Origin of the sequence: Rheinheimera pleomorphica (genome assembly GCF_011634895.1) — a bacterium.
In the GTDB taxonomy this organism is placed as follows: domain Bacteria; phylum Pseudomonadota; class Gammaproteobacteria; order Enterobacterales; family Alteromonadaceae; genus Alishewanella; species Alishewanella pleomorphica.
The window spans coordinates 368807-388698 of record NZ_SIRR01000007.1 but is presented as its reverse complement, the minus strand read 5'-3'; the positions used below and the strand labels follow the sequence as shown (position 1 = coordinate 388698).

At 48.9% G+C, this 19892-nt stretch carries 22 protein-coding genes; 14 read left to right on the top strand and 8 right to left on the bottom strand.

Annotation, left to right across the window (positions count from 1 at the left end; translation table 11 throughout):
- Positions 1-16 precede the first annotated feature (16 nt).
- The 3 genes from EYB30_RS08770 to EYB30_RS08760 all read left to right on the top strand — a co-directional run bounded on the left by EYB30_RS08770 (position 17) and on the right by EYB30_RS08760 (position 1961).
- Positions 17-517 (top strand): Mpo1 family 2-hydroxy fatty acid dioxygenase, encoded by a 501-nt coding sequence (locus tag EYB30_RS08770; protein ID WP_166838536.1) that lies wholly within the window; start codon positions 17-19, stop codon positions 515-517.
- Between the two features lie 232 nt (positions 518-749).
- A complete protein-coding gene (locus tag EYB30_RS08765) occupies positions 750-1490 on the top strand; it encodes an endonuclease (RefSeq protein ID WP_166838535.1) in 741 nt (246 codons plus the stop codon).
- A 78-nt stretch (positions 1491-1568) separates the two neighbouring features.
- On the top strand, positions 1569-1961 hold the full coding sequence (locus EYB30_RS08760) for an MAPEG family protein (RefSeq protein WP_206674601.1): 393 nt from the start codon (positions 1569-1571) through the stop codon (positions 1959-1961).
- Between the two features lie 17 nt (positions 1962-1978).
- On the opposite strand, the gene EYB30_RS08755 is transcribed toward EYB30_RS08760, so the two are convergent.
- The gene (locus EYB30_RS08755) at positions 1979-4036 is read right to left on the bottom strand and encodes a tetratricopeptide repeat-containing diguanylate cyclase (protein ID WP_166838533.1); all 2058 of its coding nucleotides are present in this window, start codon (positions 4034-4036) and stop codon (positions 1979-1981) included.
- A 183-nt stretch (positions 4037-4219) separates the two neighbouring features.
- On the opposite strand from EYB30_RS08755, the gene EYB30_RS08750 reads away from it, so the two are divergent.
- The 6 genes from EYB30_RS08750 (at position 4220) to EYB30_RS18755 (ending at position 8890) form a co-directional block, all read left to right on the top strand.
- Positions 4220-5071: a PA4780 family RIO1-like protein kinase gene (locus tag EYB30_RS08750; protein ID WP_166838532.1), complete on the top strand. Its 852-nt coding sequence runs from the start codon at positions 4220-4222 to the stop codon at positions 5069-5071.
- A gap of 195 nt (positions 5072-5266) precedes the next feature.
- Positions 5267-5935 (top strand): DUF4097 family beta strand repeat-containing protein, encoded by a 669-nt coding sequence (locus tag EYB30_RS08745; protein WP_174978738.1) that lies wholly within the window; start codon positions 5267-5269, stop codon positions 5933-5935.
- A gap of 227 nt (positions 5936-6162) precedes the next feature.
- Positions 6163-7002 (top strand): hypothetical protein, encoded by an 840-nt coding sequence (locus EYB30_RS08740; RefSeq protein WP_166838531.1) that lies wholly within the window; start codon positions 6163-6165, stop codon positions 7000-7002.
- Positions 7003-7107: 105 nt separating this feature from the next.
- On the top strand, positions 7108-7908 hold the full coding sequence (locus EYB30_RS08735) for a substrate-binding periplasmic protein (RefSeq protein ID WP_166838530.1): 801 nt from the start codon (positions 7108-7110) through the stop codon (positions 7906-7908).
- Positions 7909-8131: 223 nt separating this feature from the next.
- Entirely contained in the window at positions 8132-8683 is a 552-nt protein-coding gene (locus tag EYB30_RS08730) for a histidine phosphatase family protein (RefSeq protein WP_166838529.1), read from the top strand.
- Between the two features lie 81 nt (positions 8684-8764).
- Positions 8765-8890 (top strand): hypothetical protein, encoded by a 126-nt coding sequence (locus tag EYB30_RS18755; protein WP_277816732.1) that lies wholly within the window; start codon positions 8765-8767, stop codon positions 8888-8890.
- Positions 8891-8932: 42 nt separating this feature from the next.
- Here EYB30_RS18755 and EYB30_RS08720 read toward each other — a convergent pair whose 3' ends face one another.
- Positions 8933-9319, bottom strand: a complete 387-nt coding sequence (locus EYB30_RS08720; RefSeq protein WP_166838528.1) for a hypothetical protein — start codon at positions 9317-9319, stop codon at positions 8933-8935.
- Positions 9319-10128, bottom strand: a complete 810-nt coding sequence (locus EYB30_RS08715) for a hypothetical protein (protein ID WP_166838527.1) — start codon at positions 10126-10128, stop codon at positions 9319-9321. The genes EYB30_RS08720 and EYB30_RS08715 overlap by 1 nt, the downstream gene beginning before the upstream one ends.
- A gap of 188 nt (positions 10129-10316) precedes the next feature.
- On the opposite strand from EYB30_RS08715, the gene EYB30_RS08710 reads away from it, so the two are divergent.
- The 3 genes from EYB30_RS08710 (at position 10317) to EYB30_RS08700 (ending at position 11975) form a co-directional block, all read left to right on the top strand.
- Complete coding sequence (locus EYB30_RS08710) at positions 10317-10727, top strand: nucleotidyltransferase substrate binding protein (protein WP_166838526.1); 411 nt, start codon at positions 10317-10319, stop codon at positions 10725-10727.
- Positions 10720-11034, top strand: coding sequence for a nucleotidyltransferase family protein (locus EYB30_RS08705; protein ID WP_166838525.1), 315 nt, complete (start codon positions 10720-10722; stop codon positions 11032-11034). Before EYB30_RS08710 ends, EYB30_RS08705 begins: the two co-directional genes overlap by 8 nt.
- A gap of 86 nt (positions 11035-11120) precedes the next feature.
- Positions 11121-11975, top strand: coding sequence for a hypothetical protein (locus EYB30_RS08700; protein WP_166838524.1), 855 nt, complete (start codon positions 11121-11123; stop codon positions 11973-11975).
- A gap of 55 nt (positions 11976-12030) precedes the next feature.
- On the opposite strand, the gene EYB30_RS08695 is transcribed toward EYB30_RS08700, so the two are convergent.
- Complete coding sequence (locus EYB30_RS08695) at positions 12031-12222, bottom strand: hypothetical protein (RefSeq protein WP_166838523.1); 192 nt, start codon at positions 12220-12222, stop codon at positions 12031-12033.
- 233 nt (positions 12223-12455) lie between these two features.
- On the opposite strand from EYB30_RS08695, the gene EYB30_RS08690 reads away from it, so the two are divergent.
- Both EYB30_RS08690 and EYB30_RS08685 read left to right on the top strand, forming a co-directional pair.
- The gene (locus EYB30_RS08690) at positions 12456-12725 is read left to right on the top strand and encodes a helix-turn-helix domain-containing protein (RefSeq protein WP_166838522.1); all 270 of its coding nucleotides are present in this window, start codon (positions 12456-12458) and stop codon (positions 12723-12725) included.
- Positions 12712-14037 carry a HipA domain-containing protein gene (locus tag EYB30_RS08685; RefSeq protein ID WP_166838521.1) on the top strand — a complete coding sequence of 442 codons (1326 nt, stop codon included), beginning with the start codon at positions 12712-12714 and terminating at the stop codon, positions 14035-14037. The genes EYB30_RS08690 and EYB30_RS08685 overlap by 14 nt, the downstream gene beginning before the upstream one ends.
- 11 nt (positions 14038-14048) lie before the next feature.
- Here the strand turns inward: EYB30_RS08685 and EYB30_RS08680 are convergent, their stop codons facing one another.
- The 4 genes from EYB30_RS08680 to EYB30_RS08665 all read right to left on the bottom strand — a co-directional run bounded on the left by EYB30_RS08680 (position 14049) and on the right by EYB30_RS08665 (position 19809).
- Positions 14049-14738, bottom strand: coding sequence for a hypothetical protein (locus EYB30_RS08680; protein ID WP_166838520.1), 690 nt, complete (start codon positions 14736-14738; stop codon positions 14049-14051).
- A 419-nt stretch (positions 14739-15157) separates the two neighbouring features.
- The gene (locus tag EYB30_RS08675) at positions 15158-17989 is read right to left on the bottom strand and encodes an ATPase (protein ID WP_166838519.1); all 2832 of its coding nucleotides are present in this window, start codon (positions 17987-17989) and stop codon (positions 15158-15160) included.
- Positions 17982-18572, bottom strand: a complete 591-nt coding sequence (locus EYB30_RS08670; RefSeq protein WP_166838518.1) for a condensin complex protein MksE — start codon at positions 18570-18572, stop codon at positions 17982-17984. The genes EYB30_RS08675 and EYB30_RS08670 overlap by 8 nt, the downstream gene beginning before the upstream one ends.
- Positions 18562-19809 carry a hypothetical protein gene (locus EYB30_RS08665; protein WP_166838517.1) on the bottom strand — a complete coding sequence of 416 codons (1248 nt, stop codon included), beginning with the start codon at positions 19807-19809 and terminating at the stop codon, positions 18562-18564. The genes EYB30_RS08670 and EYB30_RS08665 overlap by 11 nt, the downstream gene beginning before the upstream one ends.
- Positions 19810-19892: the final 83 nt, after the last annotated feature.

Genomic DNA, 19892 nt, shown 5'->3' with positions numbered 1-19892 from the left:
CGCCAGAGATAAGTCAATGAAAAACCTGACTGAGCATTTAAGCCAGTATGCCAAGTACCATAGAGATGAGCGTAATATCCTCACTCACTATGCTGGCATTCCGCTGATTGTTATCGCTATTTTTGGCCTGCTGTGGTGGCCACTGTTCAGCCTGGCCGGTATCAGTATTACGCCAGCCTTACTGCTGTTTATTGCCTCAACGTTATTTTATTTCCGGCTCGATTTACGCTTTGGTGTAGTGATGTTGCTATTCAGCGGTAGCTGTTTTGCGATTGCTGCCTACCTGGCGCTGCAGCCGACAGCCCTCTGGCTTAGCAGCGCCATAGCGCTATTTGTGGTTGGCTGGGTGTTGCAGTTTATCGGCCACTACTTTGAGGGCAAAAAACCGGCCTTTGTCGATGATTTAATTGGCCTGTTTGTCGGCCCGTTGTTTATTATCGCCGAGCTGGGCTTTAAACTGGGCCTGCGCAAAAACCTGCAACAGGATATCGAACAAATAGCCGGTAAAACGCATTAAATTCAGATTATCAATGCAGGGATCAGCTTGTTCTAAGTCAACCGTTGAAGGCATGGATGCTGACAAATTCGTCAGGAACGAATTTGAACAGCTCCGCTGGCCCGCAGGGTGAACTTCAGGATGAAGTTCATAATCGAGCCCCCATGGACGGGTTTACGGCGTGTTTATGTGAACAAGGTGAGCTCTGCTTTAACAGTTACACGGTTGTTCTCACTGAAGTAAGTGGTAGTGAATGCAGTATTTTTTTATTGTTGTTAGCAGCTTACTGCTGCTGTTATCCAGTGTCAGTTTAGCGGCGCCGACGAATTTTGACCAGGCGAAGAAACTAGCACAGCGTATTCACGCGCCTGAGGCAAACAGCTTTTATTGCGACTGCGATATCCGCTGGCAGGGCAAAAAAGGCATTCCCAACCTCAGCGGCTGCGGCTATCAGGTGCGCAAAAACGGCCCACGCGCCAACCGCATTGAGTGGGAACATGTGATGCCAGCACACCACTTTGGCCATCAACGCCAGTGCTGGCAAAATGGTGGCCGGAAAAACTGCGTAAAAACCGATGAAGTGTTTCGCCTGATGGAAGCCGATTTATATAACCTGGTACCGGCGATTGGCGAGGTCAACGGCGATCGCAGTAACTTCCGTTTTGGTGTGCTGCCATCAACGCCGGCCAAACACGGCGCCTGCCCGGTAAAGGTCGATTTTAAACAACAGGTGTTTGAACCCGCGCCTAATGTACGCGGCGATATCGCCCGCATCTACTTTTACATGGCCGACAAGTACAACCTTAACCTGTCCCGCGCCCAACAACAGCTGTTTATCGCCTGGCACAAGCAAGACCCGGCAACAGCGCAAGAGCGCGAGTTAAACCAACGTATCCAGCAGCATATGGGCCACGACAACCCCTTTGTCAGCGGCGTGCGCGAGTGGAATTTGGGCTATAAACCTACCGGGTATGGATTGGTAGTTAGCCGGTAAAATAACTAAAGCTACCCAAAGCAGCTAACTGTCTCTATGCTAAAGCCTGTTGATACAGGCTTTATGTTAAGGAGCATGATGATTACTGCACTCTACGCCGCCCTGCTCGGGCTGATGTTTGTTGTACTAAGTATTAAGGTAATTAAGCAGCGCCGCCGTTATCAGGTGGGCATTGGTAGCAAAGGTGAGCTGGCGCTGGAGCGGGCGATACGGGTGCACGGTAATTTTGCTGAGTACGTGCCTTTTGCACTGCTGCTGATGTTTTTGGCGGAGTACAGCGGCCTGGCGCCGGTGTATCTGCATGTATTGGGTATGGTGCTGATACTGGGTCGCTTAAGCCATGCCTTCGGCGTGCAACAAATCAAAGAACCGCTAAAGTTCCGCGTATTTGGCATGCTGCTGACATTTGCTGTGTTACTGTTATCCGCCGTTGCAATTCTGGTTTTACTGCTGTTAAAAACCGCGATCTAGTATTGGCGCTAGCCACCTTAGCTAACGTTACCGCCCGGCCCATTGATGGTGGTTACTGTTACATGGCCGGCGCGAATAGCACCGGCCAGATCGCTGTGCAACTGCGATTCAACCTCAGCAAAGCTGGTGTTAATACCTTCCACCATACAGGCCTGGTTGCGGCCGTTAGTTTTACTTAAATACAGCGCCATATCAGCAATTTGCAGCACCTTTTCCCAGTCCAGCTGCACCTCGCTGATACCGGCAAACGGCAGATGAATAAAACCACCACTCACTGTAACCGCAATGGGCTGGTTATCAAACATCACCGGCTGCTCAGCGATACAATTTAGCACCCGCTGCACAAAGCTGCTGACCTGGGCCGGATCGATATTATCCAGCACCAGTAAGATCTCTTCTCCGCCCCAGCGCACCACCATATCTTTGTCACGGCAGCTGTCCTGCAAACGCTGCGCGACGCTTTGCAATACCGCATCACCACCTGCATGACCGAAGTTGTCATTAATGCGTTTAAAAAAGTCGATATCCAGCAGTAAAAAGCCGGTCACGCTAGTAATAGCCAGATCACCTTCCCGACGCTTTAACGCCCGTTTTTGTAAGTATTCCTGTAACGCGCGGCGGTTATACAGCCCGGTTAGCACATCGCGTTGTGACTGATACGCCAACAGTTTATTGGTTTCATACAGTTTTTTGTTAGAGCGGCGCACCTTGCGGTACAACTGAAACACCATTACGGCCGCAAAAGCCACTATTACCACCACCAGCCACACCAGTTGCTGCTGTAAACGCTGGTTTTCCAGCAGCTGGGCATGCAGTGCATTTTCCTGCTCTAAGATGGTAATTTGCTGTGCTTTGGCTTTAGAGTCAAAGCGATCCTGCAGGGCAGCAAGCCGGCTTTCGCTATCGGCTTTACGGATATCAGCCTGTAATGCCATTTGTTCCAGCAAGGTGTCAGCTTGCTCTTTGTAGCGGCCTGCCGCCGCATAAGCTTTGGCCAGCCATTCATAATAGGGTTCATATTCCGTTTTGGCAGAATGCTGGCTTAAATAACGCATAGTACTTTCCATCTGCGCTATACCCTCATCATGCTCACCTTGCATAACGCGGATAAAGCCCAGATTTTGCATGATTAACTGCTTGCTGTGCTCGTCTTGCAGCTGCTCAGCACGCTTAAGTGCCTGCAGTAAGATGGTTTTGGCCTCAGCATACTGCGCCATCTGGATATAAGTAGCCCCCAGGTTATTCTCGAAAATAAGTGCAGTGCTGTCACGGCCCGAGGCATTTGCTGACGCCAGGCCTTGCTGATTAATTTGCACCGCACGTTGGTAATCTTTTTCAGAGCCCGCGATATAACCCAACAGCAAATACAGATCCGGCAAAAAGCCGTCGTGGCCATACTTCTTTGCTTCAGCAATATTCTGCTCGGTCAGGGTTCTGGCTTGTAACCAGTTTCTTAATTCGGTATGCACATGGGCAATGTTGTAGTTGAGAAAAGCCCGCCGCCTGAGGGTAAAAGCGTCATCGGTTTCACTTACCGCATCCAGCGCCAGAATAAAATGCTCCAACGCTTTTTCAAACTGCTGATCCGCTTTGTACAATCTGGCTATCACATTGTTGGCGTAATAACGCACCCGCGGTGTCACCGCACGGCTAACGCTTTGCTCTGTCCGCTCTAAATTAACAAAAGCCTCATTTAACTTTGTCTGGTACAAGCGGATTTCCAGCTCGGTGGCATAAATTTCTGCCAGCGTATCGGCATTTTCGGTTAGCTCTGCCTGCGCCAGCAACTGCTGTAACCGTTGCTCCAGCCGCTCACCGTCTTGCTGATAAAATTGGTAATTTACCAGGTAGCTGAGTAACCGCACCCGGCTGGCAATGGCCGGGTTCGCAGCGTGCTGCTGCTCGAGTTCCAGCAGTTTTTGCTCCGCAGCGGGTATATCTGTGGTCGACAGCATTATATAAGCATCAAGTGCGGCTTCCAGTTCTGCATCGACGACAGGCTGTGCTAACACCGGCACAGCCAGCAGCAGTGATATAAAAAACACAGCGCGATAAGCAGACAACAACAAAGACATAAACGCAGACACCTTAAAGGTTTTTATTATTTTTAGCCCAAGATAACGGATGCGTATACCTAATGCACATTTTTGCGGCAAATAACGGCTGCCTAATATGCTGCCGCCTGGCGCTGGTTTATTTTCGCTGTTGCTGGCGGGCAGGCTATTTCTATGCACTGCTAACTAAGGTATAACGGCGCAATGAAAATACCAAAACGTATTCAGCCACTGGTTGATGAAGGCCTGGTGGATGAGGTTATCCGCCCGTTAATGAGTGGCAAAGAAGCTGCTGTGTATATCGTCCGCTGTGGCGAGGAGATCCGCTGCGCCAAAGTGTATAAAGAAGCCGATAAGCGCAGCTTTAAACAGGCGGTGCTATACCAGGAAGGTCGCAAAGTACGCAGCTCGCGCCGGGCCCGCGCGATGGAAAAAGGCTCGAAGTTCGGCCGCAAGCAGCAAGAAGAAAGCTGGCAAAACGCTGAGGTAGATGCGTTGTTTAAACTGGCCAAAGCCGGCGTTCGGGTGCCACAGCCCTTTGGCTGCTATGACGGCGTACTGCTGATGGAACTGGTATGTGACGACGAGGGCATGGTGGCCCCCCGGCTGGCCGATGTGGCGATGGATGCCGACTTAGCCCTGGCCGACCATGCCACTATGCTGCATTACATTGTCATTATGCTATGCGAAGGCCTGGTGCATGGCGACTTATCTGAGTTTAATGTGCTGGTCGATGATAAGGGCCCGGTGGTCATCGATCTGCCCCAGGCAGTGGACGCGGCAGCCAATAACAACGCCAAATGGATGTTCTGCCGCGATGTGAACAATATGCGTGCTTACTACGGCCAGTATGCGCCGCAATTGCTCGGTACGAACTACGCCGAAGAAATTTGGGCGCTATATGAAGCCGGTGAATTACAGCCGGAAGTGACGCTAAGCGGAAACTTTATTGCCGACAGCAGCGAAACCGATGTTGATGCGGTACTCGAACAAATAAAAGCCGCCTTTGCCGAAGCCGAAGCGCGTAAGGCGCGCGCGTTGGATCAGGGCGATTAACCCAGGCACTAGGTTGTTCAGCCCCAGCATAGCTGTCTGCCAGAATGCAGATAATTAGTCATTTTCGCTATAAAGTGGTAAAAAATCCGCTCTCCCGGACGCCGCCACACAATAAATTGTTATTTTTCAACTGATTAAAATTGGCAGTGCTTTTGCAAACTACAGTGGCAAACTCACTATAACAAGGACATCACGATGAAATTATCGCAATTTACTGCCACTGTTGGCTTAGTTATCAGCGCCTGCTGTTTCACTGCCAGCACCGTTGCCGCATCCGGCTACGGTAATATCGACAAAGTCATGGGCTCTGCCGTTGTCGGCAGTAACCAGCATTACGGCGACATTTCACTGGTAAATGGCAGCGTGCAAATGGCCAGCGACAGCAGTGCCAAGGATGTGTCTGTCGTCAATGGCAGTATTGACCTGCGCGACAATGTCCAGCTACAAAGTGCCAGCACCGTAAACGGCAGTATTGAAAGCGGCAGCGGCCTTAAGGTGGCTGGCAACCTGGAAACCGTAAACGGTAAAATTCTGCCAGGCACTCATGCGGTGATAGCCGGCAATGTCGACAGCGTTAACGGCGATATCGTGCTGGACCATAGCGAAGTGGCGAAAGATGTCAGTACCGTAAATGGTGATATTAAGCTGACCGGCAATACGCTGATAAAAGGTGATCTGGTGTATAAGCCTCGCGGCAAGAAAAAAACCTTTTTCGGCTGGACGAATACCAATAAACCAACTTTGTATATCGCTGCCGATGCGGTAGTAGAAGGCCGCATTATTTTGCAACAAGACGTTGAGCTGCAAATCGACAACCCAGCCATGCGGGAAAAAATAGTGTACGACATTAACGACGGCCGTTAAGCCACCAGTGGCAGCCAGACAACTTTACTGAGTCTGGCTGCAACGCCGCTCTGAATGCGCCTTTGAATCGCCGCGATAATGTCAGTTGGTAAAATATTATTGCCGAATAAGCAGTGACATACCTCTCATGGGGCATGCCACTGCATAAAGCCTTGTCTATGCAAGCGCAAGCCCGCCTATACTTAATAATCTAACACCAACCTACCGGATAGCTGCATAGCGCCGATATGAAACAGACTTATCTGCTTTATTGCTTACTGGCATTGTTTTACCTGCCTGCCGGAGTAAAGGCAGAGCCGATGATTATTGTCGATGCCGTTGCACTGTTGCAGACAGAAGCAAAAACTGACAATGAAGCACAGATCCTGCAGCAGCTGTTAGCCGCCTATCCGGCCGGTTACAGTATTGAGGGTATTAGCCGTAACCGCGCCCGGGAATGGGTCAAAGCGGCCGATAATGCCTGTATGCCGTGGCTGAAAAAAACCGTCGCCCGCGAGCAGGATTTCTTGTTCAGCTTACCCTATATGGTAGAAGATGCGCTGCAATTGGTAATGCCGGCAAATTCTAAATGGCGCAGTACGCTGCAGGCCTTACAACAGCGCAATCAGCAAATATCCCTGCTGCAGATCCTCAGCCTTAAGCCTGGCCCGGTAATTGGCATTGAAATTAACCGTAGCTATGGCGAAGCGCTGGATCAGCTGCTGTCTCAGCGCCAGAGCAGTTGGTCAATTTATACCCGCACCACCTCAAGCAGCGAAACCGGCAGTATGCTGCCTATGCTTCAACGCGGCTTTATCGATGCCACACTGGAATACCGCAAAGTGGCGCAGCGCACAGACAATAGCCTGCGTTTTTACTCACTGCGTGAAGCCGAACCGGTTAACCTGGTGCATTTTGCCTGCTCTAAAGGCGAACGTGGGCAGCGTATCGTCCATTTACTTAATCAGACCATACTCAGCAAAAGCCAGCAGCCAGACTATCAGCAATTGGTGTTGCAGGGCATTGCACCATCAAGCCGGGCCTATGCATTAGAAGTCTGGCGACAGAGCCTGATTGCAGTGCCGTAAACACTGCTGGCTTATCAGTGCTTGCTAAGGTAAAACTATTGCAAACGACATTTGCCACCTTTGATAAACGCTGCACCTTTGCCAGCCGCTACCGGAAACAACGCTATGTTAGCTGTCCGCTTATTACGCGCTTTATACCTTAGTTGTTTTTTGCTATTGCTAAGCCATAACAGCTGGGCCATTGGGGCTGAGCCTGAGCAACCATCCGACTTAATCAACCTGCAACTTAGCGCCGGCGAGTGGCCGCCGTTTCTGAGTGAGCATTTGCCGCATCAGGGCGTGGTGGCGCATTTAATCCGCGATATTTTTGCTGCCGCCGGTTATGAGGTTACCTTTAACTTTTTACCCTGGGCACGGGCTTATCATGACACTGCCAACGGCAAATATGCCGCTACGGCGGTATGGATGCTGGCTGAAGAGCGCACCAAAGATTTTCTTTACAGCGAACCGGTACTAAGTGAACAGTTTGTGTTTTTTTATCTGAAGCAGCGCCGTTTTGACTGGCAGCAACTTACCGATTTGCGTGGCTTATTGCTCGGCGGTGGCCTGGGTTACAGCTACGGCCCGGCTTTTGACCAAGCACTGGAGAACAAAGTATTTAAAATGTCGCGCGTTGGCAGTACCGAGCAAAACTTCCGCCGTCTGGCTGCCGGGCGCATTGATGCATTTGCCGAAGAGATCAGTGTTGGTTATTACACGCTGAACCATTTAGCGCCAGAGCTGGCCGCTGAGATCAGCCATCATCCCAGGCCACTGCTTGTTAATCAGAGTTTTTTGCTGTTTCCACAAAACGCAGCCGGCAGCGCGCAGTTGCTACAGCTGTTTAACCAGCATTTGCAGCAGTTTAAGCAAAGCGGCCGCTATCAACAGTACTTCGACCGGCTGGCAGAGGGCGGTTATCAATAATGATTGTCGCCGCGGTCAAGCTGATAGACCTCTCCTTGCTACCAGCTATCAACAACGAATATCCGTAGCCACACTGCAATATCGCAGTCGAGCAAAAACATGGCGTCGATGCCATGCGTGGACGCAAACAATGCAAACTGAGTTGTGGCGGAGCAATAACAGACTAAACTGCTAACGCTTTCGTACCGTAGCACATTACTCTTTGCCAACAGAACCCAGGCCGATGAAAACATTTTATCTCTTTATGTTGTTGTTATTGCCAATGCTTAGCTGTGCCGACAGCAATGCCTGGCAAACTTGGCGTGAAGGCAAAGCCATACTGGTGATGCGCCACACGCTGGCACCGGGCACCGGCGACCCGGCCGGCTTTGTGCTGGAAGATTGCAGTACCCAGCGCAACCTTAGTAATGATGGCAAACTGCAAGCAAAACGCTGGGGGCAGCTACTGCGCGACAAATACCGCGCTGATATTACCGTTTATAGCAGCCAGTGGTGTCGCTGTCTCGACACCGCCCGACTGATGGGTTTAACGCCACCCACACCGTTGCCGGTGCTTAACTCCTTTTTCGCCGGCCGTGGCGATGGCGACAGCCAAACTCAGGCGCTGCTGCAACAATTTGCCACTGCTCAAACTGCACAACCGACGGTACTGGTCACCCATCAGGTTAACTTTACCGCCTTAACCGGCATTTTCCCACGCTCAGGCGAAGCCACCATACTCGCCTTACCGCTAACACAGCCGGCTACGGTACTAGCGCGGGTAGCATCACCTTAACAGGCACTGGTTTATTCGTTCCTGACAACGCTGGCAAGGGCTGCTACAAGGCGACTGGCGGCCAGGCGCGGTTATAGAGATATGCGCAGTAAAACTACCCTCACCTTAGATGAAGATATAGCGTTACAGTTAGTCGCCGGTATACCGGCTTTTTTCAGCGAAGCAGAATTTCTGGCGGCTCAGTTAAAAGAGCGAAAGTGGACTTAGTAAATTGGGCAACAACGTCAAAGCGGTTCCGGCAAGTGATTGCTAGCCACCGTCTAAGGACCACAGCCCTAAAAATTTTAGCAATGGCGGGAGGAAGATTAAAAGCACCATGGTGCAAGTACTCGCAAACCACCATAGTGACAACCACCACTGCAACGGCGTTGCTGCTTTCCGTACCAGTTCATCGGTGTCAACCATGTGCTTATTATTTTCATGCCGCCAGCGCGTCATCGGTATTAACACTGCACCAGCGTAAAAAATGCTTTGAAATGGTGGGATCACCCATTGGCTGAGATAATCCTGATTAGTTTGTCGCAATTTGCGCTGGATTGGTCGGGTCACAAATAGCGCAACAATTGGGTAAGCAATTGTTGCCGACAACAAAAAGCTAATTACCAATAGGTCATACCATATTGGAATATCTTTCATTATTTTCGCCCTGAAATTCGGTCATAAATCCGACCTGCTCTATCTTGGAAGTCATTGTCAGCATATGATGCAGCCATAAAGCCGCCCACTATCGCAGCACCAATTAATACTTTCCACCCTAGTGGTGTCAGCATTAACGCTATACCTATAGATCTTGTCCCCAAAGCAACCAAAGCACCAGTACCAGCACTTGCCAAAAAACCCGCAAACTGAGAAACACCTTCACGCCCTCGGTTGTCGGCGCTATAGACTTTAATACCGCGCAAGCCCAAATCCAACGCCAAAATGCCACGCCCTAACATTTGCGAGTCATTAACAAAACGCTTGACCGTAGCAACCTGCTGACTATTGGCAAAGCGCAGCGTTTGACCATTGCGTTGATTGCTACGGCCACTGCGCGCAACATTAATGCCACGCTCTGCGTTGAGCAATACTGAACGTTTAGCACTAGCACCTAAGTTAGCTGCATAGCGTTGTAACTGAGTTTTGAACTGCAGGTTCATTTCAGCATGCATCCGCCTTGCATGGAATTCTTTAGCAGCAATTACCGCATTATGTGCGCCTTTTGTTCTGGCACCACTCGCTTGAGCTTTAGCCTGGCTAGCTTCGTGCAAGTCTAACAAGGCTTGCTGATAACGTACTATAGAGCGTTGAAATACAGTGTATTTACTGTTAGCTGCACCGACGATGGCACCTGTAGCTGTCGTGCCATACTTATCCAACAACTGCATAACCGGCTTTATCAATTCTTCAGATACAAAGGCAAGTGCAACAGTTAGTTCGTCATACTCTTGCGCAACTTGCTGCAAACGTTGAAGCTCTGGAGAGGTAAATCGCTTAAGCGCTTGCAGTGTCTGGCCATCCCCCAGCTAACGTTCTGGTTTTGATACCGGTGACATGGCCGAGTTGACGTGTTGTTAAACAGCTATGCTGGCAAGCATAACTGCACTACGTTAAGCTAAGCAGCAAACCGCTTTGCCGCTTACAGGATTAATCTATGTTATTGGATATCAGCCCGTTACTGAATGCTATTGCCCGCCTGCAAGAAGGCTGGCAGCGTTACCAGCAGGATATCAGCGATATTCAAATTCGGGATGGCCTGGTACAGCGCTTTGAGTTTACTTATGAAATCAGCCACAAAATGTTAAAACGTTATCTTGAACAAAGCTCCGCTTCGCCCGATCAGTTTGATGTGATGCCCTTTGCTGATTTGATCCGCACCGCCAACGAGCAAGGCCTGCTGCAAGGCGACTGGCCGGCCTGGCGCGGCTATCGGGATATGCGCAGCAAAACCAGCCACACCTATGATGAAGATATAGCGTTGCAGGTGGTCGCCGGCATACCGGCCTTTCTTGCTGAGGCGCAGTTTCTGGCCACACAATTAACCGAGCGCCTGGCCCGTGGCTAAACCTGCAGGGTTACAGCTCAGCGATAGCGAATGGCAGCAGGTTAACGCCATTTTGCAGCGCTACCTGCCACAATACGAAGTGTGGGCTTTTGGCTCACGGGTAAAAGGCAATGCCAAACCCTACTCGGATTTAGATTTAGCTATTGTCAGTGATACACCTTTACCGTTGGCATTGTTGGCAGAGGTCGCAGAAGCCTTTAGCGAGTCAGACCTGCCATGGAAATTGGATTTAGTTGACTGGGCGACTACCTCAGAGCGATTTCGGCAGGTGATTGCAGAACAAAAGCTAATCTTACCAACCCGCTAGGCCGCAAAGTTGTCTGCATTTGCTGGAAAAAGTTGTAAATACAATGTATCTTCTGCGCGGCGTTTTTTACTACTTTCAGGGCATGGATGGCCAATTTTTATCATTTTCTTTTCTTCGGCATCCTCTTATCAGCTGTTTTAAATTTTGGCAGCGCTGAAGCCCAGTCTTTAACACAAAATTGCGCCAACGAACATGCCCAGACAAAACCGCAAATACGCGGCAAGCACTTGTTAAGGTCGTTTAATATTAGCTGCGATATATCAGGCCATATTCTGGTTCCCGCCAGGGGTTATCAGTGGCTTAATCAATTGGCTGGAACTTACTTTATCCCGGCAAGAACCCTTGTGAATCGTGACAGAACGGACTTACCGGCCGATTACTTCACCGAAATCTCTGCCTGGGCGCTGGACGGCAACGAGCGGGATATACTGGCAATAAACTTATTGCAACATACTTTTAGCGGCTTTTACCGGCCCAATTATGTCACACAGGTACACTTGAAAACGCTGCGTGGCGTTATTTTAACGCTGTATCTGATGCCTGATCGCGGCATACTTTGTCAAAATAACTGTGCAACATTGCAAGTGTTTAGTATCAAACATCCTACGGAACAGCAAGAAATGTCTAACGGACAAATCGGTATGCTGATTGTGATTGGTTTGCTTAACTGGCCGGTATTAGCGCTATATCTTGGCATGATGTTGATCCCCAGCTTATATCCAGATGGTTCATATGGCTCAAAAACCCTTGATGGCATGATGAAACACAACCATCGGGGGGCTTTAGTAATTCCTATGGTTATCGTTATGCAATGGAAAGTACTTATCGGTGCATACACAGAGCAAGCAATACGTTGCGGCTACATATCTTTGCTGCGTGCAGGCCAGGCTATGGTGCTGACAAATCTTGGCTTGATTGCCTACCTTATCGCGAATTACTAATGCTTAGCTGATAAAAATCATAATAAAAAAACGCCGCTTTCGCGGCGTTTTTTTATTAAGCTGGCTCTACTTCAATTTCTACCACTTCCGGCTGCAATTCTTGCTGCAGCGGCTGGCAGATTATCCAGTCTTTTTCATCCACCCAGTTTTGTGCGCCGTTGGCGACGGTGCGGATGGGTACAATATAGCGGCCATAAGCAAAATTATCTGCAATTAATTTCTGTACAAGATTATTAAAAACTAACACCGCAAACTAAATTGTTGCATAAACCCGAATTACTGTAGTTTTACCCTTCCTGATCTTCAAATAAAATCCTATCAATTTAGGATTTTATTTGAAATTTGTTGTATTTTTCATATAGTCCTACTTTTATAGGATTATATATTAAACGTGCAATGTTACCTCTATTAATCCTAACTATTTAGGATTAATATGCAGATCACAGCGACAATGCTTATTGCAGCTATAAGGTGGAATTTATGGCAAAGCGGGTTATGCCAACTGATAAACCGGATATACAACAGCCAGTAACATTGGCGTCGTTAAGTCAGTTAGTGCGATATAAACGCACTTCTATGGGTGTCTCTATTGCTGACGCCGCCCTCTTATTTGGACTATCCAAGCAGACATATCAGAATATTGAAAAAGACGCGGGCAATGTGCGGGCAGAGACTTTATTTACCGTATTGGCGTTATGGGGCATAGAACTGCAAGTAAAAGCAGCGGAAGGCAATAATGACTGGCTCTGATAACCTGCCCAAACTAAACGTCTATGCCAATTCTAGTCTGGTTGGTGAGTTGACATTCATGTCGCCAGGCAAATGCCAGTTTAATTATGCAGCCAACTGGTTAGCGCAAGGCTTTGCCATTTCGCCACATATAGGTTTTCAGCAAACTGTATCATCTGACACCTTGATCAACTTCCTGAAAAACCTGCTCCCTGAAGGTGACGCTTTAAGTAGTTTGCTGAGTTACGAGCGGTTATCCAAAGATAATGTGCTTGCCATCCTTAAAGCCATTGGGGCTGAAACCGCCGGCGCTCTATCGTTTCATAACAGAGAGCCTGCAAATGTCGTCAGCAAACTTCGGCCAATTACGGACGCAGAACTGGCTGAGCGCCTTAGCAGCCAGGACACAAGTCAACTGGTGTACTGGGACGGTAAGTTCCGGCTATCCGTTGCCGGTGTGCAAAACAAGTTAAATGTATATGTTGATGAAAACCAGCAACTATCGCTGGCTGATGGCAACTACTCCAGCACGCATATTGTAAAATTCTCTGCTGCCAACTATCGCAGTATCATCGTAAATGAATTGTTTTGCATGCGTTTGGCCGCCGCAGTTGGCATTGATGTTGCTGAAGTGCAACAACGGCATTTTGGTGGTCACCATGCTCTGTTGGTTACCCGATTTGACCGCAAACGTTCTGAACATGGCGTCAGCAAACACCATATGATTGATGCTTGCCAGGCATTAGATTTACCTCCTGAATATAAGTACGAACGCCAGTTTGGCGATGATCGCGACGTTGCCAATATCAGAGATGGCGTAAGTTTGAGTAAGCTCATTTCATTTGCCCGTCTTACTGCTGTGCCATTGCTAACCATCCAAAAAATGCTCGACTGGTTACTGTTTAATCTGATTATTGGCAATAGTGATGCGCACGGTAAAAATATTAGTTTTTTTGTTGGCCGCAGCGGCATGAACCTTAGCCCGTTTTATGATTTGGTTTCCATACTGTATGAAGCAGAGCAACACCCTCAACTTAACACTGATTTGGCCATGGCAGTTGGCGACAACTTCGATATCAATACTATCACCGCATACGACTTACTGACATTTGCAGACGAGGTTGACCTCAAACCGGCACTGATTAAGCGTCGTCTGGACTTACTGGCTATACGCTGCCAGAGCCTGGCTAACCAACTGGATTTTAGTACAGACCAACTTACCGTCGAACAGCAAGCTCATATAAAAAACTTAACCCAGCTCACTTTGCAACGCTGTGACTACTTTCTACAACAAAGCCGCCAGTTTAATGACGTTTTACGGGAAGCTTTTTAGCCAGCAATTATCTATGGACTAAATGTCCAAAGTACTAGTGGCATAACAAAAGCCATCATTAATGAAAGACCAATACAGGCCAAAGCCACGCTATTGAAATTGCCCCGATTCAGATGAGGTTGCTGACTTGATGCACTCCTATCTACCGGAACCCTTATATTTTTTAGCCAGCTATGAATGGGCTGAAAGAATCCCGCGTGTTTTAGATCAAGCGTTACTTTGCTGGTGCCCATATTCAAGGTTAAAAGCATCTGAAAAGGCGTAGCAAACCGCAATAGTGGTAGTTTTGATATATGAGATAAACGCGTTGATATATTAGAGATATCATCAATTGCAATTCGAAGTGATTGCTTAGTTTTGCCGACATTTGAGTTTCGTATCGCCCACGACGGAATAATCAGGTAATCATTACTTAGGACCAAGGGTTTGCTGATTTTCTTTATAAACACAACAGTGAATAAGAATTCCAATAGCATATAGCCAACCAAGGATGTCAATCCTGCAAATATAAGCTTGTCGATATCAGAAAACCTTTCCAACCCTATTTCTGCATATGCATTCGGAAAGTAGACTAAACCATACTTAAATAGCAGCATTAAGGTTGCAGCATGTGCCAGTATAAAAAGCACGGCGCTCTTCGGCCCACAGGCAATTGTAAACGTGGGGTATACTTTTCTGACTTTCTGATCCTTTAACGACACACTTTTTTCCTTACTAACTTAGCTGCTACAAATCCACTATAGCGATGCGTACACATACCGCCCGATCTGAACACACGAAATTTAGACGCGAATAGATACAATAACGTTACTTAATTGAGAATCAGATTTTACAGCTATTTTCTTGGAGCGCTCGCTAAGTTAGATAAGCATACTGCGTAAGCTCAGGACAGCAGCGATATTAAAATTCGTATTGATGAATGATTTTCCCACTACCAGAAATGACATGTTGACCCTGCAAGATTTTGGCGCAGTTGAAGGAGCTATTGAATGGTTGAACGGATTTCAGAAATGAGAACCGACGCGTACATAAATGCAGAGGCGCCGGTCATATTGGTTGCAAGTCTAGGGTCTGGGTGTCGTTCTGTCAATTAAGATTTTAATCACAATTCATTTTACTGTTATACCGTTTCAGCCATAGCTTCAACCTCTTCCGGCTGCAGTTCTTGCTGCACTGGCTGGCAAATTATCCAGTCTTTTTCATCTACCCAGTTTTGTGCGCCGTTGGCGACGGTGCGGATAGGCACGATATAACGGCAGCTGGTTTGTGGTTTCACCGAGGCAAAAATGGGCACAAAGCCAAAGCTAAGTGCAGTTTCGATAATGGCCTGCTGGTTATGCGGGTCGATATCGGCCGCTTCGTCGATGTAAATCGGAATACGGTATTTACCACGCTCGCGCTCGGCCAGTAACTGGCGGATAAACAACATACCGCACAGCAGCTTAATGGTAATACGGGTGCCGTTAGAACCGGCCGAGTCGATCTTGTCGAAGTACTCTTCTTCGCCAGCGCGGTTCACCACTTTAAAGCGGATATCAAATAAATCCGACAATGTTAAGCCGCCTTTTTCACTGGCCGCTTGTACTAAATAATCACGGGCAGCGTTAATATCGCGCTCGGCCAGGGTATTGCCAGCCAGTAAATCGAAAGTATCACCCTGCTCGTAGGCTTCAGAGGTGCTTAAAATGGTATCAATATGGCCAACTAGCAATTTGCGGTCGACTATCTCTATCTTAAAGTCTTTTAAGTTAGAGATTTGCTGACGCCAGATGCCGCGGTTAAAGCTGTTAAGCTCGCGGTGCAGCCGGTTTAAATCGTTGCGCAGGCCTTTTAAGGTCGAGGCCACTTCGGTTAATGCTACCCGGGCGCGGCGCTCAATGGCATCACGCTCTTTATCCAGATGATGGAACGCCTCAATCAGCTTCTGGTACTTCAGCTCAGTATCGCTTTCGGTTTCAAACTTGGTGATACCAGCGTTGTAGATAAACTGATAGGTGTTGGCGATATTCATCTCGGTTAAGCGCAGTTCCTGACAGTCTTTGTTAAAACTGCGGATACTGTCGGCTAAATTGTCAAAATCCAACACGATATCAATCATATAAGGCGTAACACGGCCGCTATATAGCTCCAGCTCGTGGTCGCGGCGCTCACGTTTTTCCTGATCAATGCGCTCTTTTTGCCGCTTTAACTGCTCCAGCTTATTGTTCAGCAGGTTACGCCGGTCGGACTGGCTGGCCAGCTTGTGCTGCACCTCATCCAGCTGGCCTTGCACACTGGCTTCCTCCTCTTCCAGCGCGGCCTGTAACTGCTGCTGATCGTCGAGCAATTGGCGCATTTGCTGGTAGCGGCTGAAATCTTTTACGTCCTGCTCAGCTTGCAGCATATCCTGATACAGCCGCTCTTTTTCGCGGGTTTTACCGGCTAAATCGGCAGCTACTTCAATTTGCTGGTTAAGCGTGTGCAAGCTTTGCTCTAAGGCCTCGATTTGCTGCTTAATTTGCAGCTTATCTTCGGCGCTGGTCATATCCGGTGCACTGTGTAGCGGCGCTAAATCGATAACGGCGCCCGGCAAATGCGCTTTGCCACCTTTAATACAATCGGCCAGCTGCTCCAACAGGTTGCTAAAGGCGCTGTCATCAGTGATCTCGACTTCGCCGCCTTTGGCGGTGGAAAGCGATAACAGATCCGGGTTTAGCAGCTTAGTAATGTGCTGCACTTCCGGCAGGCTTAAATCTTCACGCAACCGTGAATACAGGTTGTACTCGAGGTTTTTTAGCTGCAACTTAGCGCTTTTATGCTGCTTCTGCGTCTGCGCCAGCTGATGCTGCAAAGTGGCCAGATTGACGTTACTGGCACCCTGTAAGCTGTGGCTTAAACGCTCGTAGTCACTGCGGATATTGCCAAGGTTGGTTGCCAGCTGCTCACTGCTAGCCAGTTCAAAGCGGCTATGCAGCGCATCGTATTGGTTAAACCACTGGCTAAGCTCAAGCTGGCGGTTGCCTAAGTCTTTAATCTGGCCGACAAATAAACGTTGGCGCTCTTCTAACTGCTGCTTTTCGCTAAGTAAATCTTCCAGCTGTACACCGAGCTCACTGGTTTGGTCGTCAAAGTGCTGCTGATAGTCGTTTAAGGCAATATCGAGCTTAGGGGCAAAAGCGGCTAATTTACCTTTGTACACCGCGCGCGCATCCAGCATATGCTCCAGTGCGGTCACGCCTTCCTGCTGGCTTTGCAGCGCTTTTAGCTCGCGCCGGTCACGGTTTACTTTTTCAAAGGCTCCATGCCAGACAGCATAAAAATCGACTTTCGGGTCGCCCAGATGGCGGGCAAATACCGGCAACAATAAGCGCTTCACGTCCTGCGCGGTCAGCTTATGCAGGTTGAGAATACGGCGGAAAATATCTTTATACACCGGTGCATCTGATACGTTATTCAGCGGGATCATCCTAAGGTTAATGCGGCTGTCGTACGGTGTGGCGCCGCCGGTCAGCATGGCGTTAAGCTCGGACGGTTTCAGCTCAATCGGATCCAGGCCTTTTTCGCGCAGCACGTGGTCGAGCTTGTTGTATTTCACTATGCTGTTGCCGGCGATAAAGTGGTCTAAATCCAGTGCACCCTGATAGCAAAAATACTGGTACTTGTAGCCGGCAATTTTACCCAGACCGGCCACGCCGATCACCACTTTGCCATCGGGTAAGTTTGCCTCCAGCAGGATATAGCTCTGATCCGAGCCAAAATAGAACTTACGCGTTTCATCTAAATCGTGGCCGTCCCACTCAGTTAGGCGTAAATCGTTAATCAGCGGAAACTGCAGCGCATTAATTACCGAGCTTTTACCGGTATTGTTCGGCGCACAAATCGAGGCGGCATGATCCAATGGAATGACGCATTTGGCATAACCGGCGGTATTTAACAGCGCCAGTTTAGTCAGGCCGTACAGCTGCTCAGACATCGCTCATCTCCTCAGTATCCGGGGTATCAACCAATAACACCGTATCGCTGGAGTCTTGCGGTGCGTCATCATCCAACTGCAGTAAGGCATCTAAATAGCGGTGCACCGGTGAGAGCAGCTTAATATTGTCACCGCTGGCGCGGGCTAAGCCTAAACGCAGCATCCGGTTAGCCACCTCGCGTTTTACATCAGTGGCGCTAAAGATATCCAGCTGCTCGAACAGGTGATATTGCTTTTGTACAATGGCTGCGAACACTTCATGATCCAGCTCGCTATCAAACAGCGCTTGTAGTGGATCGCGGCCCTGATCGGCAAAATATTCCACCAGCGCATAAATTGTCAGCGCAAACAGGCGGGAAATTTTACCCATATTGGCGCTGGCGTCATCGACGTCAAAATAGAAGAAGCCGCGGCTGTCGCGCTTTAGTGTGTGGCCAAGACCAGAGAATAATGCGCTGTAGCCTAGTTCCTGCGCGTCCAGTTCTTGCCACAGCGCTAAGTCCTGCTCACTGATATGGTAACCGCCACTGAGCTTTTTATAGATCTCAGCCAGCTGGGTCAGCTCTTGTAAATCAAGATGCATCGGCCTTGGCCTCCTGCGAAAACGGGTAAAGGGTTAACTTATGCTGCTGTAACGTCAGTTCAACCGCCTGATGGTCATGATTAAGCGCCAAACCGTCTTCGCGGCTTAACGCCTGATACAGATACAGCAGCTCATCCAGCGCTAAATTCGGGTAGCTGTCATCCAGCCAGCGCGCCAGGTTAGTAATAGTGCCGCTACTGCGCGCTTTGTTCAGCACACTATCGTAATCCGGCAGTTGTAAATTCGGCGCCACACGCTCGTCTTGTTGCGTTGGCAACTGGTATTCAGCTTGCTGATAATCGGCCAGCTCGGCCATATAGCTGGTTAGCTGATTAGCACTGCCAAGTGAGAAACGCTGTGAATCTGAGGCGATCACTACCGGCAGCTGGCTTAACGTCAGATCAATGCCTTTTTTGCGCATTAAACCCAGCACCGCACTGGCGTTACGTGATAACAGCGTATTTTTACGTAGCTCTTCGCGTAGTGGCATTAACGCATCGGCGCTGCGGCTTAAGCTTTCACGGCCAATCTGGTTCATATCCAGTAAGCGGGTGCGCAGCTGCAGTAATAGCTCTTTTTCATGGCTTAGGCCGCCACTGATTTCCAGCGCGTTTATTTGCTCACTCAGCAGCGCTTCCAGGCTGGCAATAGTGGCCTGAAACGGGCCGTTGATATCAATCAGCTGCAGCATCGGCTCGATGTAGTCGTCAAAGGCTTCCATTACCGCGCTGTAACGGCGCGCTAAGGATAAATTGCGCTCATCAGCTTTGGCTTTATCGACCAGGTTTAAAATGGCAGTTTCGTTTTTGCCAAAATGTTTTACCACTTCGCGGATGCGCTCATCCATCTGCCAGATAAAGCGCTTGAGTTCGCTGGCATCGCGGCCTTTAGCAGCCAGTTCTAACTTGCGTGCCAGCCGGTTTAGCTCGTGAATACGGCTTTGAATATCTTCTGCCATACCCAGGTTATGCTCTTGCAGCAGATATTCAGCAAATTCCAGCACGGCGCGGTTCAGTTCCAGCTGGCTGGACTTGGCCAGTGGAATAAACACTTCCGCCTGCAACAGACGCTGCGCCTCTTTAAAGATTTGCTCACTGCTGTAAGTCGGATTAAAGCGTTTAATCAGCGCCTGCACATCCTGAAAGCTGAAACTGCCCAGGCTACTGCGGCCAATTAAGGCTTCAATAACCTGCCAGTGTTCGTCCAGACATTTAAGTATTTTACGCGGGGAAATCATGCGTGGATAAGCAGCCCTGCTTCGTTAAAACCAAAGCGTTATTATCCACGGATTCAGTGTAAACGCCAGCACCAAAGGCACAG